This window comes from Acidobacteriota bacterium (genome assembly GCA_039683095.1).
Taxonomy (GTDB): Bacteria; Acidobacteriota; Aminicenantia; order Aminicenantales; family Saccharicenantaceae; genus RBG-16-66-30.
Map to the genome: position 1 here is coordinate 43,139 of JBDKSB010000008.1, position 24,443 is coordinate 67,581.

The following is a 24,443-nucleotide window of genomic DNA, read 5'->3' on the forward strand; positions in this document are numbered from 1 at the left end:
GAAGAAAGAGCGATGAGCGGACGTCCAAAAGGATCAAACGGTCGGAAAAGAGGTGCGCCCCGTGTCGCCGGATAACAAGTTGCACAAGGACGAGATCTCCCAGCTCATCTCCAAGGGCCGCAAGCAGGGCTACCTGCTGTTCGAGGAGATCGACAAGACGTTCACAGAGGACCTCGACTCCGAGGAGGATTTCGACGATTTCCTGTCCTCGATGGGCGATTACGGCATCAAGATCCTCGACTCGCGCCAGAAGGAGATGCTCCCCCAGCGGCGCAAGACCGATCTCGTCTCGACCCACGGCCTGGAGCGGACGACCGACCCGGTCAAGCTCTACCTCCGCGAGATGGGCAACATCTCCCTGCTGACCCGCGAGGGCGAGATCTCCATCGCCCGGGAGATCGAGCGCGGAGAGAAGAGCATCATCAAGGCCCTCAGCCGGACCCGCATGGTCCTCAACGAGGTCCTGGCCCTCGAGGAGCGGATCAAGGAGAACCCCTTCGTCATCCAGGAGATGTTCGACGTCTCCGAGGAGGACATCGCCGAGGGCCGGCTCGAGGAGAAGAAGAAGCAGATCCTGTCCAAGATCAAGAAGATCAGGGAGCTGAGCAAGAAGCTCGATCGCATCCCGGAGAAGAAGAAGACCCTCGTCAGCCGCGGCCGGATCATCGTCCAGATCAGCCGGTACATCCGGGACCTCAACCTCCGCTCGGCCCACCGGGAGAAGATCATCGACGAGCTGCGGACCCGCCTCAAGGTCATCAACGACCTCGAGGACGCCCGTGACGACTGGGCCGCGGCCCTGGCCAAGAAGAAAAAGGACGACCCGGTCCTCAAGCAGAAGGTCCGCGACACCAACAAGGAGCTGCGGCGGCAGACGACCGAGATCGGGCTCGATCCCGAGTCCCTGCGGCGGGCCGTCCGGGCCATCACGGCCGGCAAGAAGGTCAGCGACCAGGCCAAGAAGGAGCTGGTCGCGGCCAACCTGCGGCTGGTCGTCTCCATAGCCAAGAAGTACAGCAACCGCGGCCTCCAGTTCCTGGACCTCATCCAGGAGGGGAACATGGGCCTGATGAAGGCCGTCGAGAAGTTCGAGTACCGCCGCGGCTACAAGTTCTCGACCTACGCCACCTGGTGGATCCGCCAGGCCATCACCCGGGCCATCGCCGACCAGGCCCGGACCATCCGCATCCCCGTCCACATGATCGAGACGATCAACAAGCTCATCCGGGTCTCGCGGGCCCTCGTCCAGGAGATCGGCCGCGAGCCGACGAGCGAGGAGATCGCCAAGAAGATGGACATGCCCGTCAGCAAGGTCCGCAAGATCATCAAGATCGCCCAGGAGCCGATCTCCCTCGAGACGCCCATCGGCGAGGAAGAGGACAGCCACCTCGGCGACTTCATCGAGGACAAGCTCATCCCCTCCCCGCCCGACACGGTCATCCACATCAACCTCAAGGAGCAGATCGAGGAGGCCCTCAAGTCGCTGACCGACCGCGAGGGCCGGGTCCTCAAGATGCGCTTCGGCCTCGGCGACGGGAACGAGCACACGCTCGAAGAGGTCGGCCAGCAGTTCAAGGTGACGCGCGAGCGCATCCGCCAGATCGAGGCCAAGGCCCTGCGCAAGCTCAAGCACCCCAGCCGCAGCCGCAAGCTCAAGAGCTTCACCAACAGCCACTGAACGGCCTCGGCGGGGTGCGGTCGCCGGCCTTTCCGCAGGCCGGTTCAATTGACGCCGGGTCAATATTTTGTTATAAAGAGGGGCTTGAGGGCCTATAGCTCAGCGGTAGAGCCGCCGGCTCATAACCGGTAGGTCCCAGGTTCGAATCCTGGTAGGCCCATGGGACCGAGAGACCGAGGATGCGTATACCGTGGAAATTGATTTCGACCTGATAGTCGAGCTCCAACGCCTGGATTCCGAGATCCGTGACGCTTCCCTCGTCCTCGAAGGCATCCCGCGCCTCGTCCAGGACGTCGACAGGAAGATCGAGGCCACGACCAGGCTGGTCGCCGACGCCAGGGACAAGATGGCCCAGAACCAGAAGAAGCGGCGCGACCTCGAGAACGACGTCAAGGACCTGAAGATCGCCATCGGCAAGTACAAGCGTCAGCTCAACGAGGTCAAGAGCAACAAGGAATACACCGCCCTTCTCCACGAGATCGAGGAGACCCAGCACAAGGTCGACGCCCTCGAGGAGCAGATCATCGCCGAGATGCTGGCCGCTGACGACGTCGAGCAGGACATCCAGGCCGCCCTCCGCCGCCAGGCCGCGGAGGAGGACCTGCTCAAGAAGGAAAAGGTCGTCCTCGACGTGAAGATGAAAGAGACGGAGGCCCGCCACGCCGCCCTGGCCGGGGAGCGCGAGGCCCTGCTGCCCAAGATCCCCCGCGAGCAGCTCAAGCTCTACGAGGCCATCTCCCAGAAGAGGGGCGGCACGGCCCTGTCCCCCGTCACGGGCGACTTCTGCGCCATGTGCCACATGCGCGTCCGCCCGCAGATGCTCAACGAGATCCGGGACAAGACCAAGGTCATCCTCTGCGAGGCCTGCGGCCGGATCCTCTACTGCCCGGCCAAGCCCGAGCCGATCAAGACCGAGCCCCCGGCCGCGGAATAGCCCCGCCGGCCTCAGGCGCCGGCCCCGCCGTCCTCCCGCCCGTTCCCGTTCTCGGCCTCTTCCCCGTACAGGGCCTCGATGTCCGCCTGGTACTCGGCCGTGACGTTGGCCCGCCGGACCTTGAGCGACGGCGTCATCTCGCCCTTCTCGATGTCGAAGTCGCGCGGCAGGACGGCGATCTTCTTGATCCGCTCGTACGAGGCCAGCAGCGGCGTCGCCTTGTCGACCTCGGCCTTGAGGAACTCGACGATCCGCGGCTCCCGGCACAGCTCCTCGATCGAGCCGGAGGCGATCCCCAGCGCCCGGGCCAGGTCCCGGAGCTTGTCGAAATGCGGCACGATCAGGGCCGCGGCGAAACGGCGGCGGTCCCCGATGACCACGGCGTTGGCGATGTAGGGGCTGGTCTTGAGCAGGTTCTCGATCGGCTGGGGGGCGATGTTCTTCCCGCCCGACGTGACCAGGAGGTCCTTCTTGCGGTCGGTGATGACCAGGAAGCCGTCGGCGTCGAAGCGGCCGATGTCCCCGGTGTGGAACCAGCCGCCCTCCAGGATCTCCCGCGTTTCCGCCTCCCTCTTATAATAGCCCTTCATGACGTTCGGCCCGCGGGCCAGGATCTCGCCGTCTTCGGCGATCCTGATCTCGACGCCGGGGACGGGCTTGCCGACCGTCCCCAGCCGCAGGCCGTCGAAGGTGTTGACGGCCAGAACCGGCGAGGTCTCCGTCAGGCCGTAGCCCTCCAGGATGACCAGGCCGATGGCGTAGAAGAACTCGGCGATGTCCTTGGACAGCGGCGCCCCGCCGGAGACGAAGAAACGGACCCGGCCTCCCGTCCGGCCGATGATCTTGGAAAAGACGAGCTTGGCCGCGACGGCCTTCTTCAGCTTCAGCCCGGGCGGCAGGGTCCTGCCGGCCAGGGTCAGGGCCCCGGCCTGCCGGCCGACGCCGACCGCCCAGAAGAAGATCCGTCGCCGCAGGGCCGGGCTGGCCAGGATCTGGTCCATGACCTTGGTGTAGATCTTCTCGAAGACCCGGGGCACGCTGACCATGATGTGCGGCCGGACCTCGAGCAGGTTCTGGGCCACGGCGTCGACGCTCTCGGCATAGGCCACCGTGCAGCCCTTGTATAGGTAGGTGAACATGACCATGCGCTCGAGGACGTGGGACAGGGGCAGGAACGACAGCACCGTATCCTTGTCCGAGAACGCCAGGACGTCCGAGGCCGCCTGGATGTTGGAGAGCAGGTTGGCGTGGGTCAGGATGACCCCCTTGGGGACGCCGGTCGTTCCCGAGGTGTAGATCAGCGTCGCCTCGTCCTCGGGCTTGATCCGGTCCACGAGCGCCTCGAACAGGCCCGGCTCGGCCGCGGCCGCGGCCCGGCCCTTGTCCAGGACCTCCCGGAGGGTCAGGACCCCGGCCGGGGCCTCGTCGGCGAAGGTGAGGTAGTGCTTGACCTTGGCCAGGCCGGCCCGGAGAGGTTCGATCTTCTTCCACTGGTCGGCATTGGAGACGACGACGACGCTGGCGTCCGAATCGTCCACGATGTAGCGGATCTGCTCGGAAACGAGGGTCGTGTAGATGGGCACCGTCAGCCCGCCCGCGGCGAGCGTCGCGAAGTCGGTCGCGGTCCACTCCGGCCGGTTCTCGGACAGGATGCATAGCTTCTGGCCCGGCCCGAAGCCGAGGGCCCGCAGGCCGAGGGCCAGATGCCTGACGCTGTCCCCGAACTCCGCGGCGGCGATGGGCCGGTACGCGCCGTCCTTCTTGACCAGCATGTAGTCCGGCTTCGGGTAGGCCGCGACCGAATGGACCAGCAAATGCGCGAGTGACGACACCATGATGCGGCGCTCCTTACTCCATTGAAATTGGTCCGATTCTAGTTTTGCCGGGCGCCCGTGTCAAGCCGTGCGGATCTTCCCGTCGACGAGCTCGATCGTCCGGTCGGCCAGCGCGGCCAGCTTCGGGTTGTGGGTGACCAGGAGAATCGTCAGCCCTTCCCTCCCGTTGAGGTCCTGGAGGATGCGGCCGATCTCGTCGCTCCGGGCTGTGTCGAGGTTCCCGGTCGGCTCGTCGGCCAGCAGGATGGAGGGCTTGTTCACCAGGGCCCGGGCGATGGCCACCCGCTGCATCTCGCCGCCGGAGAGCTGGCCGGGCAGGTGGTCGGCGCGCTTGTCCAGGCCGAGGAGCGCCAGGAGGCGGCCGACGTCCTCCTCGGCCCCCGGCTTCTTGAAGAAGGTGAACGGCAGGACGACGTTCTCGAGGACCGTCAGGGTCGAGACCAGGTAGAACTTCTGGAAGATGTAGCCGAAGACATCGCGCCGGATGCGGGTCAGCTTGGCCTCGGACAGCCCCTTGCCGTTCTTGAAGACGACTCGGCCGTCGAGCGCCAGCCGGCCCGAGCTCGGGTTGTCCAGGCAGCCCAGGACGTTGATCAGGGTGGTCTTGCCCGAGCCCGACGGCCCGATGACCGAGACGAACGATCCTGTCTCGATCCGGACGGAGACGTCGTCGACGGCGGCGATCTCCTCCGGGCCGCGGCGGTAGAGCCGCCTCAGGTGCTCGGCCTCGAGGGACCAGCGGGACGCGGCGCTCATGACTCCGCCTCGCTGCGGATGGTGTCGAGGGGCCTCATCCGGGCCGCCTTCCAGGACGGGTAAACGCCGCTCGCCAGGCCGATGGCCGTGACCACCCCGAGGGCCATGAGGACCAGGCCCGTGTCGATGGACACCAGGCCGCCGCTCGGCGAGTACGGCAGGAGCCTGCGGACGAGGACGTCCGTCAGCCGGGCCGTCACCAGGGCCAGCCCCGTGCCGATCAGGCCGCCGCCGATGCAGAGGATGATCGTCTCGAGCCAGACTAGCTTGAAGATGTCGCCGGCCATGGCCCCCATCGACTTGAGGATGCCGATCTCCTGCCGCCTCTCCATGACGGACATCAGGACAGTGTTGACGACGCCCATCATGGCGATGAGGATGGCGATGACGGCGATCGAGAGGACCATGACCCGGGCCGTCGAGACGAGGGTCATGATGGTCGTCTTGACCTGGGTCAGGCTGACGACCTGGACGTCGGGCAGCTTGTACATCTTGTCCTCGAAGGCCTTCATGTTGGCGTCCTTCCTGACCTTGATGCCGATCGACGTCAGCTCCGGGACCCCGAATATCCTCTGGACGGTCTTGATGGGCAGGAAGATCGTGCCGTCGTCCTGCGTCCCCGTCCGCTCCAGGATGCCGACGACCTTGACCTCGACCCCCTTCTCGGGGATGAGATAGAGGTCGCCGATCTCCCGCTGTTCGAGCTCGGCGACCTCGTAGCCGAAGACGGCCTCGGCCGCCTCGGCCTCGCGGAACCAGCCGCCGGCCTTGAACGGCAGGGCGCTCTTCATCTTCGGGTAGGTGGCCGGGTCGACGCCCAGGAACGCGGCCAGCCCGCCGCTCTCGCCCTTGTTCGGGTCGAAGACGACCTGCATGAGCATGGGCGTGACGCTGTCGACCTCGGGCTCGGCCGCGACGGACGCGGCGATGGCCGGATCCATGTACTTGAGGCCGGTCCCGCCCTTGAGCATGAGCGTCGCCGCCTCGTAGGGGCAGCCCTTGGCCACGACGAGCATCTGGAAGCCGAGGTTGTCGATGTCCTTGTTGAGGGACGCCTCGTAGCCGCGGTTGAAGCCGAAGAGGCTGACCAGGACCCAGGCGGCCATGGCGATGCCCAGGACCGTCAGCAGGCTCCGCGTCTTCTTGCGCAGCAGGTTCTTGTAGGCGACCTGGAAGACCGAGATCCTTTTTATCACGTTCCTATCCTTTGAAGAATTTCAGGTGGGCGTTGCCCAGGAGGAACTCGTCGGCCAGGACGAGGTTCTTCTTGGTCGCGCGGAGGATGGCCCGGAAATCGCGGTCCGAGCCCGGGTCGGGATTCGCGATCCGGCTGACGGGCCCGGGCGGCTCCTCCTTCCCCGTGACGACATCGTACCTGTAGAAATCCCGCAGGCTGAGGCCGAGGAACTGGTTCCCGAAAGCGGGATCGCGGAAGGCCTTGGCCGCCTTGGAGGTGAGCTTCTGGAGATAGAAGCCGCGGATGACCCCCTCGCGGTCGAGGGCCAGGAAGACCTGGAGCCCGCCGTAGGTCCCCTTCTGGTTGGCGCCGTGGATGTAGCCGATGAGCTCCGTGCCCTTGTAGATTTCGTACATGGTGTAGGGGACGTCGGCCGTCTCGAACAGCCCGGTGAACTTGTCGCCCAGGCGGGCCTCGATCTGCCGCAGGAGGCCGTCGCCGCCCTTCCTGGAGACTGAGACATAGAGCGTCTTGTAGCCGGTCGAGCCGGGGAAGAGACGCTTGACGTCCCGGTCCGGGTCGTTGAGGTCGCAGCCGACCGCGGCGTAGAGCGCCAGGGCCGCGGCGCCGAGAAGGATGCCGGCGGCGGCCGGGACGAGCGCCCGGACCGGCCGGGACCGGCCGGTCGATGATCCGCGGATGTCACTCATTTCCGTTCCTTTACAGCCGCTTGTAGTAATAAAGCTGGACGACGAATCGGACCCCGGGGCCGGCGCTGTCGCGGAGGACCATGAAGCGGCCGGCGAGGTCCGCGTTGAAGAGGTAGGTCAGCCCGGAGCCGAGGGAAAAATCCCAGTCGCCGGCCCGCCGCATGAGCGCGGGCTGGAGCTCGATCTTCAGCCGGCCTTCCTCGAGAAGGGACAGGCCCGGGCGCCAGAAGGCGAGAAAGGTCCCAGCCCCGCCTCGGCGGCCGGCCAGGATCTCGGCCCGGCTTTCCAGGTTCCTCCAGGCGAAGGACCAGTCGAGGCCGGCCGCGGTCCAGGCGGCGGGATCAGGGTCCGCCAGGGTATAGCCCATGGTCTCGAGGACGCGGCCCTGGGACAGCGACAGCCCGACGCTGTGGCCGTCCCGGGCGAGAACGCCCTTGAAGATCCTGGCGGCGGCCAGGTAGTTGCCTTTTAGATAGAGGGGCATGCCGGAGCCCGCGGTCAGCGAGGCGGCCACCCCGCCCCAGGCGAAATCGCGGTCGAGGCCGACGCCCCAATCCCGGTCGAAGCCGAACCCGAACATGGTCGCGTCGGGCAGGAGCAGGGCGTGATTGTCGAGGACGGAGGCGAGCCCCATGGCCGGGCGGCTGTGCCCGATCCAGATGTTGGCGAATTTAGGCTTGAGGCGGAGATAGGCGTTGTAGAGCTGCGGCTTCGGCCGCTTCGTCTCCTGGTCATAGACCAGCCGGGCCTGGACCCCCAGGACGCCTATATCCCGGGTTTCGGCGCTCAGGCGCTGGACGAAGTCGAACCCGAGGCCCGGCTTCTGCATCGCGTCGGCGGCCATGAACGAGAAGAGATCGACCCGGCCCGGCGCCGTGGCGTAGGCCCCGACCGCCTGGAGCTCGAGGTAGAGGAGAGAGCTCTGGGCCCTGAGGCCCGGCGCGAACGCCCCGAGGAGAGCCAGGCAGGCCGCGCCGAAACGGACGGCGGACCGGCGGCCGGGGCGGCGGCTCCCCGCCCCGCCGGCCTCAGACATCGAAGGCGACCCGGCCGCGGAAGACGACGACGCCGTTGCGGGCGAAGGTCAGCCGGACCTCCCAGTCGCCGGGCATGACCACGCTGACCGGCAAGAGGTAGTCGCCGGCTTTGTTGGTCTTGAAGGCAACCTCGCCCGAATCGTGGGCGCCGCGCATCGACGGCATGTCCGAGCGGCCGGTGATGGACAGGTCGGTGACCCGCTTCCCGTCCTTGTCATAGATCTTGACGATGAGGACCGAGGTCCCCATCTTCGGCGTCTTGTCGAATTCCCAGGTGAAGTAGTTGACCTCGCCGATCCAGCACTTCTTGCCCGCTTTGGGCAGGTCCTGGAAAACGGGTTCCTGGCCGCCGGGCACAAGGCCGGGGGAATTGCAGCAGGAGCCGGCGGGCTGGGCCGCCAGGGCCGTCGCCGCGCCCAGGAAGATCGCCAGGGAGATCATCAGGATATTGGTCGTTCTCATCGATAGCGCCTCCGATCCGGTCCCGAATTCCGATCCATTATATCGGAATCCCGCCCGGTCATCCAGGAGGCGGCCCGGCCCCGGACCGGGATCACGGCCCGGGTCACTTCTCGTTGTCGAGGACCTGTTCGAGGATATCGCGGGTCACGAACCACGTCCAATGGAGCTTCTCGAGGGTCTTGCGGTCCATCGTGAACGCCGAGAACGGCTTCCACAGGGGGGGCGGCGCGGGATTATTGGTCTCGATCTCGACGCGGACGACATCGAGGTTCTTGAACTTGCGGTAGAGCATCTGGAGCTTCGGCCCGATCTCGGACGCCAGGTCCGTCTCGTAATTGTCCTGGTCCACATCGTAATAATGATAAGCGATGAGGACCTCGCCCTTGTCGCCCAGGCTGAAGTCCGAGACGCCGGAGCTGTCATCCCGGGGCGTGCCGAGCACGGAACGCATCTCCGGGAGGCTCAGCTCCTTGATGATCTTCTCCTTTTCGGGCTTGACCTGCCCGGGCGCCGCCGTCTGGCCGGCCAGCAGGGCCGCCGCGAGCAGGGCCGCGACGCCCGCCCCCACGACTGTCCATCTTCTCATGTCCGGTCTCCTTTCGTTCGGCGCGGCCACGGTCTCATCCAGGATGGAAGGACCTTCTTTTCCTGAAGGCCCGCCCTCCCCTCTTGGGCCTGACCTCGACGCGGACCGCGCCGTCACTGCAGATCCCGGCCGGCGTCGGGCGGACGCGACGGACCGCCTTTTTCGGACGCTCCGGACCGGCGGGACTCGTTTTCATGAAAACCCATAATCCAAGATATGTGCCAAGCGCGGGTGGGCGGGCCCGGACGGGGGCGCGGCGTCCGCCCCATGGGACCGGGAGGCCGGACCGGGGCCTCATACCGCCGGGCGGGAATGTGTCCTGGCCGGTGAGAAACGTAAAGGCCGGATGTTCCCCGAAGCCCCGGCGCCGGGGCGGGCGGAGGCATCAGGCCTTCAGGCGGGAATAGAAGACCTTTTTGACCGCCTCGGCCGCGAGGACGTAAAGGGCGGTGATCCCGGCCAGCCAGGCCAGGATCGGCGCCGGCAGGGGGGTGAAGCCAAGCAGGGCGTTCAGCGGCGTGTAGGGCAAGGACAGGGTCACGACGGCGATGATCAAGGTCGAGACCAGGAGCCACCGTCCGGGCCGGCTCCTGACGAACGGGCGGCGGGTGCGAACGACCAAGGCGACCAGGAGCTCCGTCAGGACGGACTCGACGAACCAGCCGGTCCGGAAGACATCCGGCGGCACCTTGAGCAGGAGGAGGAGCACGGCGAAGGTGACGGCGTCGAAGATAGAGCTGGTCAGGCCGAAGACGACCATGAAAGAACGGATGAAGCGGATGTCCCAGCGGTGGGGCGACCGGACCATCTCCGGATCGACGTTGTCCCCGGCGATGGCGAGGGCCGGGATGTCGGACAGGAAGTTGTTGAGCAGGACCTGCTTGGCCAGCAGCGGCAGGAAGGGCAGGACGACCGAGGCCGCGGCCATGCTGAGCATGTTGCCGAAGTTGGCGCTGGTCGTCGTGAAGATGTACTTGAGCGAATTGGCGAAGGTGACCCGGCCCTCCTCGACGCCGCGCCGGATGACGTCCAGGCCGGGCTCGAGCAGGACGATGTCCGCGGCCTCGCGGGCCACGTCGACGGCCCCCTCGACGGAGATGCCGACATCGGCGTCGTGGAGGGACGGGGCGTCGTTGATGCCGTCGCCCAGGTAGCCGACGACATGGCCGGCCCGCTGCATGGCCCGGATGATGCGCTCCTTGTCGTTCGGGTCCGTCTCGGCGAACAAGGTCGTGCCCTCGACGGCGTGGACGAGGGCGTCCTCCGGCATCACGGCCAGATCGGAGCCGGTGATGACGCCCCGGACCTCGAGACCGACCATCCGGGCGACGCTTTCGGCGACGCGGCGGTTGTCGCCGGTGACGATCTTCAGGCCCACTCCCCGTCCGGCCAGGTCCTCGATCGCCCCCAGCACGCCGGGCTTGGGCGGATCGAAGAAGCGGAGGAAGCCGGCGAAGGCCAGGCCGCGCTCGTCGCCGCGGGTGTAGGCGGCCTGGACAGGCACGGGCTTGACGGCCACGCCCAGGACCCGGTACCCGGCCTCGCTCCAGCGGGCGAACAGGTCGAGGATCCGGTCCTTCTCGGCCGCGTCCAGCGGGACGGCCGCGGCGCCCCGCCGGGAAGAGACGCAGACGCCGAGCAGGGGCTCCAGGGCGCCCTTGGCGATGAGCATCGGCCCGGCCTCGCCTTCCCGGGCGACGATGCTCAGGCGCTTGCGAACGAAATCGTAGGGGATCTCATCCAGCTTGACCGCCGCCCCCGGGACCATCGAGCGCGCGCCGGTGATGGCCTCGTCCAGGGGGTTGGCCAGCCCCGTCTGGAGGCGGGCGTTGAGGAAGGCCCAGCGAAAGACCTCGTCGGACGGTCGGCCGTCGGCGTCGAGGGCGCCGTCGAGCTCGACGACCCCCGCGGTCAGCGTGCCCGTCTTGTCGGTGCAGAGGATGTCCATGCTGCCGAGGTTCTCGATCGAGCTCAGCCGCCGCACGATGACGCCGCTGCGGGCCATGGCCCGGGCGCCCTTGGAGAGGTTGATGGTGATGATGGCCGGCAGGAGCTCCGGCGAGATGCCGACGGCCAGGGCGATGGCGAACAGGAGCGAGTCGAGGGGCGGCTTGACCGAGATGATGTTCATGCCGAAGACGACCAGGATGAGGGCGATCATGACCTCGGACAGCATCAGGCCGAAGCGGCGGATGCCGCGCTCGAATTCCGTCTCGGGCGGCCGCCGGACGATCCGGTCGGCGATGCGGCCGAAAGCCGTCCCGGCTCCGGTCACGGCGACCAGGGCCAGTGCGGTCCCGCTGCGCACGTTCGTGCCGGCGAAAACGCAGTTGGTCCGCTCGGCCAGGCTCGAGACCGGGGCCGCCTCTCCGGGTTTTTTCTCGGCCGGGAACGTCTCCCCGGTCAGGGCGGCTTGGCTGACGAAGAAGTCCTTGGCCTCCAGGACCCGGCCGTCGGCCGGGATGAGGCTGCCGGCGGACAGCATCACGATATCGCCCGGGACGAGGTCCTCCGCCGGCACCGACGCCGGCGCCCCGTCGCGGAGCGCCGTGACCTTGTGGGCCAGCCGGCTCCGCAGCTTCTCGACGGCCCGCGAGGCGGAGTATTCCTGGGCGAAGGTGATGGACGCGCTCCCGATGACGATCGCCAGGATGACCAGGGCGTCGGCGAAGTCCCGGGCCAGGGCTGATACGAACGTGCCGAAGAGAAGGATCAGGACGAGCGGGCTCTTGAACTGCCTCAGGAAAAGGCCCGCGGCCGGGGACCTCTTCCTGACCTTGAGGGCGTTCGGCCCGGCCGCGGCGAGCCGGGCCCGGGCCTCGGCCTGGCCGAGACCCCGCGGCGCCGCCCCGAGCCCGGCCAGGACCTCGGCGGCGGGAGGGCTCCAGTAATCGATCGCCGGGAGCTTTCGATCGGGCATGGTTCCTATATCCCTGGGGTGTCGCGCGCCCCGATGATAGGCCTCGGTCCGGAGGGTGTCAAGGAACGTCCGGGCGGGGTTGTTTGACACCCGGGCCGGGCATTCCCTATAATCGGCCTGATCAGTGGGATTCCATGGCCAAGATCCTGATCATCGACGACGATCCGCTTGTCTCCGACTCCCTTTGCCAGGTCGTGGACAAGATGGGGCACGGTTCGTCCGTCGCCAGGAGCGTGGCCGCGGCCCTGGAGGCCGTCCGGGACGGGGCCTTCGACATCATCTTCTGCGACGTCCGCATGCCCGACGGCTCCGGCCTGGACATCCTGCCCGAGCTGAGGGCCGGCCAGCTCCCGCCCGAGGTCATCATCATCACCGGCTACGGGGACCCCGACGGGGCCGAGCTGGCCATCAAGAAGGGGGCCTGGGATTACGTCGAAAAGCCCCTGTCCGTCAAGGACGTCGCCCTGGCCGTGGAGCGGGCCCTCCAGTATCGGGACAAGAAGCGGGCCGCCCCGGCGCCGGTGGCCCTCAAGACCGAGGGCATCATCGGCAAGAGCCCGAAGCTCCGCGCCTGCCTGGACGCGCTGGCCCAGGCCGCCTCGAGCGAGGCCAACGCCCTGATCACGGGAGAGACGGGAACGGGCAAGGAGCTGTTCGCCTGGGCCATCCACCAGAACAGCGACCGCGCTTCGCGGAACTTCGTGGTCGTGGACTGCGCCGCGCTGCCGGAGACGCTCGTCGAGAGCACGCTCTTCGGCCACGTCCGGGGCGCCTTCACCGGGGCCGACAAGCCCCGCGACGGGCTGGTCCGGCAAGCGGACGGGGGGACGCTCTTCCTCGACGAGATCGGCGAGCTGCCCCTGTCCATCCAGAAATCCTTCCTCCGCGTCCTCCAGGAGCGCCGCTTCCGCCCGGTGGGGGGCGGGCAGGAGGTGACCAGCGATTTCCGGCTGGTCACCGCGACCAACCGGAACCTCGAGGACATGGTCCGGGCCGGAGGTTTCCGCGAGGATCTCCTCTTCCGGATCCGGACCCTCGTCCTCGCCCTGCCGCCCCTGCGGGAGATGAGAGAGGACCTCAAGGAACTCGTCATCCATTACGTCGTCAGGTTCTGCGATCAATACGGCATCCCGATGAAGAGCTTTTCGCCCGATTTCGAGCAGGTCCTGACGGCCTACGACTGGCCCGGCAACGTCCGCGAGCTCATCCAGTCGCTGGAAAAGGCCATCGTCAGCGCCAAGGACGAGCCGGTCCTCTTCCCCAAGCACCTGCCGGAGCATATCCGCGTCCGGCTGGCCCGGGACGCCGTTTTGAAAAAGAAGGTTTCCGAGCCCGTTCGGCCCCCCCTTCCGGGAGAGACGGCCGCGCCGGCCTCCATGAAGGACTTCCGCGAAGCGGGGCTGGCCCGGCTGGAAAGCGAGTACCTGGCCGGCCTGATGCGTTCGACCTCCCGCAATATCGCCGAGGCCTGCCGCCTCTCCGGGCTGTCCCGCTCGCGCCTCTACACGCTCCTCAAGAAATACGGCATCCCCCTGTCCTGAAGCCGGCCGTCCCGCGGGACCGGCCGGGACGGCCATCGAGTCCCGCCCGGCAGAATTCCTCCTCCCGACGGCCCGGCCGGCGGCGGCGGCGGCCCCGGGGCCCCAGGGCGGGCGTCCGCGGCCGGACGCCGTCAGGGCCCGCGCCGGACTTGGCACAATTCTTGGAATCTCCCTTTGTGAACGATGGCGGAAAGGACCGCTATGGCCTTGAACGTGTTCTTCCTGATGGCCAGGCCCTCCGAGGACGGGCGGGCGTTGGTGGGCGCGGCCGGGTCGCTCGTCACGGACGGCCGCATCGAGGTCTTCTCGAACCTTGCCGACTTCGAGGCCCGGATGCGCGGGCCCAAGGCGCCTCGCTCGCCGGCGATCGTCTGGAACCCGACGCACGACGACCTGCGCGCGCTCGCGGGCCTGAGCGATCTCCTCGCGGGCCTGAGGCTTCTTCTGGTCCTGCCCGATGACGAGGCGATGACTGTCGCCCTGGCCCACAAGCTGCGGCCGGCCTATGTCTCCTACATGGACGACGGGATCTCCGAGATCGTGGCCGTGCTCGGGCGCCTGACGGCCCCCGGGGAGGATGCGCCGGGTCCGGGGTCGGCGTGATGGAACGCCGCCCCCGGGTTCGCCCCACTGCCCGTCCTGTGGTAGAATCGCTCCCGACGATCCAGTCCGCGGAGGGGATGGCCATGGACAGGGCGATGAGAGATTCCGGCATAAGGATCCTGGGCCGGGTCCCTTGGGGGACCCATTTCTGCCAGTTCTATAAGACCCGCAAGGATCTCCTGGACGTCCTCGTGCCCTATTTCCAGGCGGGCCTGGCCTCGAACGAATATTGCATGTGGATCTGCTCGGAGCCGCTGGGGATCGCCGACGCCAGGAAGGCCCTGCGCCGGGCCGTGCCGGGGCTGGACCGGAAGATCCGGGCCGGCAAGATCGAGATCCTGTCCCACGACGAATGGTATCTCCGGAACGGCCGCTTCAGCTCCCGCCGGGTTCTCAGGGGCTGGGTCGAAAAGCTGAACGCCGCCCTGGACCGCGGCTTCGCCGGGCTGCGGCTGTCCGGGAGCGCCTTCTGGCTGGAGAAAGGGCAATGGGACGCCTTCACGGCCTACGAAGAGGCGATCAACGCCATGATCTCCAAATATCCGATGCTGGCCCTGTGCACGTACTCCCTGGAGCGATGTGATGCCCGGGAGATCATCGACGTCCTGGACAATCACGAGCAGGCGCTGGTCCGGCGGGGCGGAAAGTGGATCCTGGTGGCCAGCTCGGTCGCCCGGAAGGCCCGTATCGACCTCAAGGCCAGCCAGGACCGTTTCCGGGAGGTCTTCGACAAATCGCCCATCGGCATCGAGCTCTTCGACGCCGGGGGCCGCCTTCGAGAGGCCAACCGGGCCTGCCTGGAGATGTTCGGCGTCGCCGATCCGGACGAGGTCCGTGGTTTCCGGCTGTTCGAGGATCCGAACCTGACGCCCGACATCGCCGGGAAGATCCGGAAGGGGTTTCCCGTCCGGCGCGAGTTCCGGTACGATTTCACCAAGATCAGCCGGGCCGGCCTATTCCGCACCCGGCGGTCCGGCCCGGCCTCGCTCGACGTCCAGATCACGCCGCTCCGGAGCGCAGGGAGGACCGTCGAGGGCTACCTCGTCCAGATCATGGACATCAGCGAGCGGAAGGCGGCCGAGACGGCCCTGCGCGCGTCCTACGAGATGATGGAGAAGCGCATCTCCGAACGGACGTCCGAGCTGGTCCGGACGGTCCGGCAGCTCCGGCGGGAGATCGCGGAGCGCCATGAGCGCGAGCAGGACCTGCGCCAGCAGTCCGCCCTCCTCAACCTGGCCCGCGACGCGATCATCGTCCGCGACCCCGATTACCGGATCACGTTCTGGAACGACGGCGCCCAGAAGATCTACGGCTGGACCGACAGGGAAGCGACAGGGCGCGTCGCCCACGTTCTCCTGGGGACCCAATTCCCTGAAAGGCTGAAGGCCGTCCAGGACAGCCTGATGAAGGCCGGGCATTGGGAGGGCGAGATGGTCCGGACCCGGAAGGACGGGCAGCGGATCGTCGTCGAGAGCCGCTGGGCCGTGCTGCCGGGAAAATCAAAGCGCCGGCCGGAGGCCATCCTGGAGATCAGCCGCGACGTCACCCAGCGGCGGCACGTCGAGGGAGCGCTGCGGTCGGCCTCGGCCTACACCCGGGGGCTGATCGAGGCCAGCCTGGACCCGCTCGTGACGATCAACTCCGAAGGGAAGATCACGGACGTGAACCGGGCCACGGAGGCCGCGACCGGCCTGCCCCGGGCGCTGCTGATCGGCACGGATTTTTCGACCTGCTTCACGGAGCCGGAAAGGGCCCGGGCCGGCTACCGGCAGGTGTTCGACAAGGGCGAGGTCCGCGACTATCCCCTGGCCATCCGCCACGTCTCGGGCGCCGTGACGAAGGTCCTCTACAACGCGGCGGTCTACCGGGACGCCGACGGCAAGGTCGACGGCGTCTTCGCGGCGGCCCGCGACGTCACGGCGCTCCGGAACGCCGAGCAGGCCCGGCAGCGGCTGGCGACGGCGGTCGAGCAGCTCGCCGACGGGATCGCCATCACCGACCTGGACGGCCGGGTCCTGTCCACCAACCCGGCGTTCGGGGACCATCACGCGCTCCGGCCCGGCGAGATCGTAGGCCGGTCTCTGCAGGAGATCCTGCGGATCGACGGGAGGGGCCTGGAGACCGCCGGGACCATGGACCGGACGATCCGGGCGGGCAAGGTCTGGAACTGGCATGTCGCCCGGCGGGTGCCCGGCAAGCAGGTCCGCGAATACGAGCTGTCCGTCTCGCCTATCCGCGACGACGAGGGACGGCTGATCCACTGCATCGCCGTGAGCCGCGACGTCACCCAGGAGATCCAGCTCCAGGAACGGATCCGCCAATGGCAGAAGATGGAGGCCCTGGGCACCCTGGCCGGGGGGATCGCCCACGATTTCAACAACATCCTGCTGCCTATCCTGATCAACACCGAGCTCACGCTGAGCGAGGAGCCGCCCGACGCCCCGGCGACCCGGCGCCTTGGCCAGGTCCTGGAGGCGGCCAAGCGCGGCAAGGACATGGTCCGCCAGATCATCGCCTTCTCGCAGCAGAAGGAGCAGGACCGCCGGCCGGTCGAGATCGCTCCCATCGTCCGGGAGGCCCTCAAGCTGCTCAGGATCTCGATGCCCAAGACGATCGAGATCGCCGAAAGGATCGAAGCCGGATCCGCCGTGATCGTGGCCGACCCGACGCAGATCCAGCAGGTCCTGATGAACCTGGGCAACAACGCCGCCTATGCCATGCGGGAGACCGGCGGCGTCCTGGACGTGTCCGTTTCCGAGGTCTCCCTCGACAAGGGCATGGCCGAGCGTTTCCTCGACATCAAGCCGGGCTCGTATGTCCGGCTGTCCGTGCGCGATACCGGCCAGGGCATCCCGCCCGAGGTCATGGACCGGATCTTCGAGCCCTTCTTCACGACCAAGAAGAAGGGCGAAGGGACGGGCATGGGTCTGGCCGTCGTCCACGGCGTCGTCAAGGGCCACGGCGGGGCGATCTCCGTCTCGAGCGAGGTCGGCAAGGGGACGACGTTCACCGTCTACCTGCCCCGGGTGGCAGGCGAGGCCGCCAGGACGGAAGAGAGCCCGGAACCGTTCGCGAAGGGGACCGAGAGGATCCTGTTCGTGGACGACGAAGACATCCAGGTCCGGGCCATGACCAAGCTCCTGGAGCACCTCGGCTACAGGGTCGTCGGCCTGACCGACGCCGTCGAGGCCCTCGAGCTCGTCCGCAAGGACCCCGGCGCGTTCGACCTGGTCATCATGGACCAGACCATGCCCAGACTGAGCGGGGGCGAGATGGCCGGAGAGATCCTGCGCCTCCGCCCAGGCCTGCCCCTGATCCTCTGCACCGGCTACAGCGAGACCCTGGACGAAGAGCAGGCCCTGGCCATGGGCATCCGGGCCTTCGTCATGAAGCCGTTCTCGGTCAAGGAGATCGCCCTCAGCATCCGCCGGGCCCTGGCCCCGGCCGCCTGACCCCGGCGCCTGTCACGATGCCGGTCCGGGCGGCCGCGGGCGCTCGCTCCGTCCCGGCCGGCGGGACCCTTTCCCGCGGGAATAGACAGCCGGGCCCCCGGCCGTCCCGATCGGCGGTCACTCCTCCCTCGCGGTCTGGCCGCCGGCCCATCCGCCCTGTCTATGGATCCTGGCACGTTTTTTGTATCCAGGATGGCGCCGTAAGTGATGTCCGCAAGAAAGGAGAAGGTCCATCCATGAGCAAGAACGGGCTTCGCTGGCTCATGATCGTGTCGCTCGCCCTCGGCTATTTTTTGGGCCGGAGGGCATCCGCGCCAAAGACCGGCCCGGCCCGGTGAACGGGAGGAACCTGTGAAGGGAAGATGCCCCTTCTGCCTTGACCGCAGCGCCAGCCGGGTCGGCTCCGGGCCGCGCCCCTCGAAAAGGGTCGACGCCGAGAGCCGGCTCATGACCTGCGAAGACTGCGAGCGGTGGTACTGGGCCGATTCCGGCCAGGAGGTCGTCCGGCTGTGCGAGATCTGCACGACGCCGCTGACCGAGCCGCGGAAGTGCTTCGAGGATGTCCGAGAGCTCCTGGGCTCCGGGGGCTCCGCGTTCCCGCGGCAGCGCACCGCCGAGTTCAACCGGATCTGCAGCCTCTGCCCCAACGCGAGCTTCGCGCCGGGCCCTCTGGGCGCGCAGGCGTGAAGGCCGGCCCGGCGGGCGGGCTCACCCCGCCTTGGACAGGAGGTAGAGCACGCCCATGATCACCGGCTGGTGGACCAGGTAGATCAGGAGGGAGTGGCGGCCGGCGACGTTGACGAAGGTCACGGGCAGGCGCCAGGGCAGCAGGCTCCGCCTCGAGGCATAGGCCCACTTGCCCAGGGCCGCCCCGATCAGGAAGATGCCGAGCCAGGGGATCAGGGGGAAGTAGTCGAACGACGAGAACGACGGGCTGGTGAGGCCGAGCGGCATCAGCCAATCGGTCCGGACGGCCAGAGTCCTTTTCACGGCCGGCAGGGCCGCGGCCAGGGCGATGACCGGCGCGCCCCAGGCCGCGCAGACGGCCGCGCGCGCCTTCGCGAACGCCGCGCCGTAGAGGAGCATGGAAACGGCCAGGCACTGGAGGATGCCGAACCAGACGGCCGACTCCCGGTCGAACACGTAGGTGGCCGCTGTCACAAGGAACGAGACCGCGAGGAGACGGAGACCCCGGCGGAGGTTGTTCCGGCTCAGGGTGCTGCTTGTCCCCGAAAGGACGACGAAAAGGCCGGCGAAGAACAGCTGCGCGGCCGTCCAGGCGGCCGTCGACAGGTCGGTCGAGAAGCCGAGGAACCTCCGGACGCCGCGGAACTCGGCCAGATCGAAGAGCAGATGATAGCCGACCATCAGGATGATCGCCAGCCCGCGCAGGAAGTCGATCTCCCAGATGCGCGGCGGACGCCCGCCCGGCGCGTTCGCGGCCCCGGTCACGGGGGCGGTCCTGGTCACCGGCCCGTCGCTGTTCATGGTCGTGGGACAGAGGATAGTCCGGGTCCCGAAACTCTGTCAAGCGGAACGGCCGTCCGGGGGATCAGACGGGCGGCGCCCCGGGCCGGCGGAGGCCGAGCATCCCGCCGAGCCGGAGCCCGTTCTCGACGGCGAAGCCCCTATAGTCGTTGTTGAAGTAGACGAAGCACTCGGCCGCCCGGACCCGGCCGATGACGGCCGCCCAGGCGGCCAGGTCCTCGTCCGGGTAGCTTGAATCGTACCGGCCCGTCGGCCCGTGGAAGCGGAAATAGGCGAGGTCCGTCGTTTCGACGGTAGTGTCGGGGACCCGGCCCGAGGGCACCGTGCAGAACGCCGCCCGGTGCTTCCTCATCAGATCGTACGTCGCTTCGTCGTACCAGCTCGCGTCGCGGAACTCGATCACGTTCCGGCGCCCGGACGGGAGAGCCTCCAGGAACCGGGCCAGGAGGCCGAGGTCCCGCGCGAGCGACGGCGGCAGCTGGAAGAGCACGGCGCCGAGCTTCTCGCCGAGGGAATCGCCCAGGGCGTAGAAATCGCGGACGTCTCCCTGGACGTCGCGGAGCCGCTTGAGATGGGTGATCCGGCGGTTGGCCTTGAGGGTGAAGAGGAACCCGGGCGGGGTCCGGTCGCGCCAGCCGGCCAGAATCCCCGTCTTGGGGAGGCGATAGAACGTCATGTTGATCTCGACCGTGGCGAAGCGCGAGGCGTAGAACTCGAGCCATTGCCGGGACGGCAGGTCGGGCGGGTAGAACGGCCCTTTCCAGCCCGGATAGCTCCAGCCGGACGTGCCCAGATGGATGACCGGGCCCCGTTCTCGCGGACCTGACACGGGCGCCTCCTAGGAGCGGCCGATCTTCCCCCCCCGCCCGAACGATCGTTCCCTTCCATTCCGGCAGACAAGCGGGCCCGGCGCAAGCCGCGCGGACGCGGCTTAACGCCGTCCGGCAAAGCTCCGGTCCCCGCCGTGCCGGCGGAGCTCAGGAAGCCGGCCTGTCTTTCAAGGCCTGCTCGACGGCCCTCTTGAGCTGGATGTAGCTCGGGGCGACGAAATCCTGTCCGTTGACCAGGAAGGTCGGGGTCCCGGAAATGCCCGCGGCTACTCCCTCGGCGATGTCCCGTTCGATCTCCCGGGCATGGCCTTTAGCGGCCTGGCACGCCCGGAAGCGATCGACGTCGAGTCCGATGCTCCGGGCCAGGGCCTCGAGCTCCGCCGGGCCGAGCCGCCCGTCGGCCGCGAAGACGCGCTCATGGAACTCCCAGAACCTGCCCTGGTCCCGGGCGCAGCGCGGGGCCCGGGCCAGCTCCCGGGCGCCCGGGTGGATATCCAGCGGAAAATCCATGTAGACCCACCGAACGAGCCCCCGGAACTCCCGCCTGATCCTCCTGGCCGCCGGCTGGACCCGCCGGCAATGCGGGCAGAGGTAATCCGAGAATTCGATCACCCGGACGGGGGCGTCGACCGGTCCGAGGACCGGGTTGAGCCCCTGCTCGGTCTCCACCTCGATCCCGTCCAGCACCTCGTCCTCCGGCGGCTTCCTGAAATGGACCCGGTTCTCGCGGGACAGGGCCGCGAAGGACCCGGCGAAGGCCGCGGCGGCCAGGGCCAGCCCCGGCCAGGCCCGGGGCGGGTCGAACGCGACGATCGCGAGCAGGGCGACGATGGCCGCGTCCAGCAGGCAAAGGGCGCACGGGGCCCGGATGACGGCCATGGTCAGCACGAACGTGCACTCGAAGCCGAGCCCGGCCATTACGACCCAGAATCCGAGCGGGCGCGCGAACGCCAGGATGACCCCCAGGCCGGCGTAATAAAGGACGCCCCAGAAGGGCACGGGCAAGCCGAGGAGCGTGAACAGGGCCGTTCGGCGGCAGCCCTCGCCGAAGACGCCGCAGAGCCGCTGGACCCAGGGGACCCGGCGCTCGAGGGCCGAGAGGACCGAGACGAGGAGGCCCGACGCGGCCAGGATCCCGGCCGCGGTCACGCGAGACGCCTCCGACAGGGTCATAGGCCCCTCCTTGTCGCCGGCGGGCTTGTCCTTCTTATTCTGTCAGAGCCGCGGTTCGGGCGCAAGCCGCGCCGAAGAAGAGGGGAAAAAAAGAGCCCCTCCCGATAGCCTCGGGAGGGGCTCCTGACGACTGCTGCGGTCCAGCCTAGAAGGAGTACCTCAGACTGAACTTGAACGTTCTTGTGCCGGACACCGACGAGATCTTCTTATAGGTCGGGTCCAGGGTCACGGCGCCCTCCTCGAGAGTGTTCTCAGACAAGGGGGCATAACGATAAACATCGTTCACCCCGATGCTGACGTCGGTATAGCCGAGGAGGTTGAGGATGTCGACATAGGCGCCGACCTTCCCGAACTTGCCGAGCGGGAATTCCTTCTCGAGTCTCATGTCGACGATGTCGGAAGCCCGCCATCTGTACGTGCCGGGAGCGTCGACGTTGATGACGACGTACTGTCTCCGCACGTTGTGCGCCGCCGCCCAATCCGCGGGGCAAATGAGCTGGCATTGCCTGTTCAGGGGCGCGCCCGAGGAATGCGTGTAGTAGGCGCTGAGGACGAAGTCCCAGGGCAGCTGGGCCGTCCCGAGGAGCTTGATGACCAGCGGCCTGTCATAGGACAGCCGGCCGGTCGCGTTGACGAAGGAGTTCGGCTTGTCGGCGATCCCGGTCCAGCCCCGGCTGTAGTAGTAGTTCATGCCGGCGTTGCCCCAAGACTTGCTGAGGACGACGGAACCGGTCAGCTGCCAGCCGTCCGACATCCGCTTGTTGAAGCTGAACTCGTAGGCCCGGTATTTCCTCGTCAATTCGGACAGGTTAGAGGCCCGGTACCAGATCCCCGGGGAGTCGAGGCGCCGGAAGTAGGCGGTCACGGTCGTGTCGGGATAATCCCCGGCGCCGGGGATGATCGTCGTGAACGGCACCCACCATTCCTGGGTTTCCGCCTGGTCCGGATGGTACATCCAATTGCCGTTGTCGACGTTGTACATGGCATCTTCAAAGATATTCTTGGTGTTCTTGTAGATGAAGGTGCCGCCGACGGAGAAGTCCTTGAGGATCTCGCGGTTGATCCCGAACGTGAGTTCGTCGGTGAGGGGCGACTTGGTGTTGGGATCGAGCATCTCGCTCAGGAAATCCTTGCTCATGAACCGGTAGTCGTAGCCGAGCTCGGTCCACGTGTCGGAGCTGTCGGGCGCGCCGTTGCTGTTCATATCCTGCCAGTAATATCCGTAGGTGCGGGGGTACAGCTGGCTCACGATCCGGAAATAATCGATCATCATGTATTCGCTGTACCGGGAGAAGGCGGCCTTGACGGCCGTTTTGCCGTCGCCCCAGGGATCGTAGGTCAGACCGAACCGCGGAGAGAACGTGTTCCAGGTCATGACATCGTTCCAGGTCTCGGTCGTGAAGGTGTCAAAAGGATTGATCCCGTCGGGGAAAACCGTGGGATAGGTCGTCTGGCAGTACGGCGAAACGACGTTCTCGCCGACCCACACGGACAGCGGCGAGCCGGCGCCCCGGGTCACGGACGGCTTCCAGCCCCAGGACCTGTCGAACCTCAAGCCGAGGTTCACGGTCAGCCGCTTGGCGATGGTCCAGGAATCCTGGAGGTAGGCCCCGATTCTGCGGGCCTTGTCGATGACCTGAGGAGTGCCTTTCTCGGAGGGGATGGCCAGGAAATAGATCAATCCGATCTTGTTGACCGGGTCGACGTAATAAGGACTGTTCTGGTTGTAGTAGAGGGAGTAATTCTCTTTCTGCCAGATATTCCAGTCCCCATAAGCGTCCTCGAACTCGACGCCGCCCTTGATCTCATGGGACCCGCCGAGGAACCTGTCCTTGAAATAGGTCACGCTCAGCCCCGCCGTGGTCCTCTTCCGGAGTTCCTCGTCATTGGAGCTGCCGGAGGAGCCCAGCTGCGAATAGAGCGTGCCCCGGTTGAAGATGATGGGAAGATCCAGGGCCTCTTCCTGCAGGTGCCATTTCGAATCGACCCGGGCGATGCCGAGCTTGAATTCGGCGAAGGCGTTCTGGTTGAAGATATAGTTGACGGTCCCGGTCCCCGTCAGCGAGGTCTCGTTGAAATCCCGGGTCGAGATGAAGGTCGTGTAGGCGCCGGGGGAGCTGTCCACGGGCCGATGGGGGTTGGAATAGTTGAACATCCCCATGACCTTCATCTTAGGGGAGACCTGATAGGTCAGCTTGGCCAGTCCCATCGTGGCGTAGTTCTTATAAGGCCAGGAGGTGTGGGTCCGGCCCAGGAAGTCGGTGTAGGGCCCGATGAAGGCGCTTGTGGACTCGCTCTGGGCGCGCCGGTAATTGCTGAAGAACCACAGCTTGTTCTTGATGATGGGCCCGCCCAGGCTGACGGACGCGTCGACGGAGCTCTTGTCGAAGGTCGGCTTGGCCACGCCGAAGGCCGCGAGCTGGTCATCGGTCCACAGGGAAGAGGCCAGGTGCTTGTTGGTGTAGTAGACCTGGGCTCCGCCCGAGAACCTGTTCCCGCCGGAGAGGGTGACGACGTTGATGTAGGCGCCGGTCGTGTAGCCGACCTCGGCCGGCAGGGCGGCCGTGGCGACCTCGACCTCGTCGATGATGTCGTAATTCGCGTCGGTCATGGGGGTCATCGAAACGGGATCATTGATATTGACGCCGTCCAGGGCGTAGGTGCTGCCCCTGACCGTGCTGCCGTGGAAGGTGCTGTCGACGGCCCCAGGCACGGTGTTGACGATGGTGGTGAGGTTCCGGGCCAGGGGGAGGTTGCGAAGCATCTCGGTATCGACGACCGTGGCGACCTTGGGGTTGACCACGTCGATCGTCGGCGACGACGCCGTCACCATGACTTCCTTCTCCACGGCGGCCACGTCCAACGTGAAATTCACGGTGACCGTCGCCCCGACCAGGACCTTGACGTTCTCCCGGGTCACCTTCTTGAACCCGGGCATGTCGACCGTCACGTTGTACGACCCCGGCGGGACGGACGGGAACCGAAAATCCCCCGTCGTCGAGGTCACATAGTTGAGCTCGCCCAACATGGAGTCGGATTTGATCGACACCGTCGCGCCGGGCAGGGGGGCGCCGTCGGCTTCAAAGATCGCGCCCTTGATCGAGCCTGTCTGACGCTGAGCGAAGGCTCCGGAAACCAGAGCGACAAAAAGAGCAAAAAACAAGAGAGATCTCAATCGAGGTCTGCACATTCGTCCGCCACTCATGCTGATTCCTCCTTTGGGTTTAGATTTAAGGCAAGAAACGAATAGGTGCCGATGTT

Annotated in this window: 18 protein-coding genes and 1 tRNA gene; 7 read left to right on the plus strand and 12 right to left on the minus strand. The window is 67.0% G+C overall.

The features are described from left to right. Nucleotides 1-61: 61 nt before the first annotated feature. The 3 genes from rpoD to ABFD52_05945 all read left to right on the plus strand — a co-directional run bounded on the left by rpoD (nucleotide 62) and on the right by ABFD52_05945 (nucleotide 2,612). Nucleotides 62-1,678 (plus strand): RNA polymerase sigma factor RpoD, encoded by a 1,617-nt coding sequence (rpoD, locus tag ABFD52_05935; protein MEN6560293.1) that lies wholly within the window; start codon nucleotides 62-64, stop codon nucleotides 1,676-1,678. A gap of 88 nt (nucleotides 1,679-1,766) precedes the next feature. Next, a tRNA-Ile gene (locus tag ABFD52_05940) sits at nucleotides 1,767-1,838 on the plus strand. Nucleotides 1,839-1,868: 30 nt separating this feature from the next. Further along, complete coding sequence (locus tag ABFD52_05945) at nucleotides 1,869-2,612, plus strand: C4-type zinc ribbon domain-containing protein (protein ID MEN6560294.1); 744 nt, start codon at nucleotides 1,869-1,871, stop codon at nucleotides 2,610-2,612. A gap of 11 nt (nucleotides 2,613-2,623) precedes the next feature. Here the strand turns inward: ABFD52_05945 and ABFD52_05950 are convergent, their stop codons facing one another. From ABFD52_05950 to mgtA, 8 genes are all read right to left on the minus strand, one after another. Beyond that, complete coding sequence (locus ABFD52_05950; protein ID MEN6560295.1) at nucleotides 2,624-4,447, minus strand: long-chain fatty acid--CoA ligase; 1,824 nt, start codon at nucleotides 4,445-4,447, stop codon at nucleotides 2,624-2,626. Nucleotides 4,448-4,507: 60 nt separating this feature from the next. Then, on the minus strand, nucleotides 4,508-5,203 hold the full coding sequence (locus tag ABFD52_05955) for an ABC transporter ATP-binding protein (protein MEN6560296.1): 696 nt from the start codon (nucleotides 5,201-5,203) through the stop codon (nucleotides 4,508-4,510). Beyond that, entirely contained in the window at nucleotides 5,200-6,399 is a 1,200-nt protein-coding gene (locus tag ABFD52_05960) for an ABC transporter permease (protein MEN6560297.1), read from the minus strand. The genes ABFD52_05955 and ABFD52_05960 overlap by 4 nt, the downstream gene beginning before the upstream one ends. Nucleotides 6,400-6,403: 4 nt before the next feature. After that, a complete protein-coding gene (locus ABFD52_05965) occupies nucleotides 6,404-7,090 on the minus strand; it encodes a hypothetical protein (GenBank protein ID MEN6560298.1) in 687 nt (228 codons plus the stop codon). Between the two features lie 10 nt (nucleotides 7,091-7,100). After that, the gene (locus ABFD52_05970; protein ID MEN6560299.1) at nucleotides 7,101-8,126 is read right to left on the minus strand and encodes a hypothetical protein; all 1,026 of its coding nucleotides are present in this window, start codon (nucleotides 8,124-8,126) and stop codon (nucleotides 7,101-7,103) included. Then, the gene (locus ABFD52_05975) at nucleotides 8,119-8,589 is read right to left on the minus strand and encodes a FixH family protein (GenBank protein MEN6560300.1); all 471 of its coding nucleotides are present in this window, start codon (nucleotides 8,587-8,589) and stop codon (nucleotides 8,119-8,121) included. Before ABFD52_05975 ends, ABFD52_05970 begins: the two co-directional genes overlap by 8 nt. A 103-nt stretch (nucleotides 8,590-8,692) precedes the next feature. Then, entirely contained in the window at nucleotides 8,693-9,175 is a 483-nt protein-coding gene (locus ABFD52_05980) for a hypothetical protein (GenBank protein ID MEN6560301.1), read from the minus strand. 385 nt (nucleotides 9,176-9,560) lie between these two features. Then, nucleotides 9,561-12,095, minus strand: coding sequence for a magnesium-translocating P-type ATPase (mgtA, locus tag ABFD52_05985; GenBank protein MEN6560302.1), 2,535 nt, complete (start codon nucleotides 12,093-12,095; stop codon nucleotides 9,561-9,563). A 134-nt stretch (nucleotides 12,096-12,229) separates the two neighbouring features. Between mgtA and ABFD52_05990 the strand changes: the two genes are divergently transcribed. The 4 genes from ABFD52_05990 to ABFD52_06005 all read left to right on the plus strand — a co-directional run bounded on the left by ABFD52_05990 (nucleotide 12,230) and on the right by ABFD52_06005 (nucleotide 18,378). Beyond that, nucleotides 12,230-13,636 carry a sigma-54 dependent transcriptional regulator gene (locus ABFD52_05990; GenBank protein MEN6560303.1) on the plus strand — a complete coding sequence of 469 codons (1,407 nt, stop codon included), beginning with the start codon at nucleotides 12,230-12,232 and terminating at the stop codon, nucleotides 13,634-13,636. 201 nt (nucleotides 13,637-13,837) lie between these two features. Next, nucleotides 13,838-14,239, plus strand: a complete 402-nt coding sequence (locus tag ABFD52_05995; GenBank protein ID MEN6560304.1) for a hypothetical protein — start codon at nucleotides 13,838-13,840, stop codon at nucleotides 14,237-14,239. 83 nt (nucleotides 14,240-14,322) lie between these two features. Continuing rightward, a complete protein-coding gene (locus tag ABFD52_06000; GenBank protein ID MEN6560305.1) occupies nucleotides 14,323-17,691 on the plus strand; it encodes a PAS domain S-box protein in 3,369 nt (1,122 codons plus the stop codon). 351 nt (nucleotides 17,692-18,042) lie between these two features. Continuing rightward, nucleotides 18,043-18,378, plus strand: a complete 336-nt coding sequence (locus ABFD52_06005; protein ID MEN6560306.1) for a hypothetical protein — start codon at nucleotides 18,043-18,045, stop codon at nucleotides 18,376-18,378. Between the two features lie 21 nt (nucleotides 18,379-18,399). On the opposite strand, the gene ABFD52_06010 is transcribed toward ABFD52_06005, so the two are convergent. The 4 genes from ABFD52_06010 to ABFD52_06025 form a co-directional block, all read right to left on the minus strand. Continuing rightward, complete coding sequence (locus ABFD52_06010) at nucleotides 18,400-19,179, minus strand: heparan-alpha-glucosaminide N-acetyltransferase (GenBank protein ID MEN6560307.1); 780 nt, start codon at nucleotides 19,177-19,179, stop codon at nucleotides 18,400-18,402. A gap of 64 nt (nucleotides 19,180-19,243) precedes the next feature. Continuing rightward, nucleotides 19,244-20,008, minus strand: a complete 765-nt coding sequence (locus tag ABFD52_06015; protein ID MEN6560308.1) for a DUF72 domain-containing protein — start codon at nucleotides 20,006-20,008, stop codon at nucleotides 19,244-19,246. Between the two features lie 148 nt (nucleotides 20,009-20,156). Next, nucleotides 20,157-21,182 carry a thioredoxin domain-containing protein gene (locus tag ABFD52_06020; protein ID MEN6560309.1) on the minus strand — a complete coding sequence of 342 codons (1,026 nt, stop codon included), beginning with the start codon at nucleotides 21,180-21,182 and terminating at the stop codon, nucleotides 20,157-20,159. A 145-nt stretch (nucleotides 21,183-21,327) separates the two neighbouring features. After that, nucleotides 21,328-24,387 (minus strand): TonB-dependent receptor, encoded by a 3,060-nt coding sequence (locus tag ABFD52_06025; GenBank protein ID MEN6560310.1) that lies wholly within the window; start codon nucleotides 24,385-24,387, stop codon nucleotides 21,328-21,330. Between the last annotated feature and the right edge of the window lie 56 nt (nucleotides 24,388-24,443).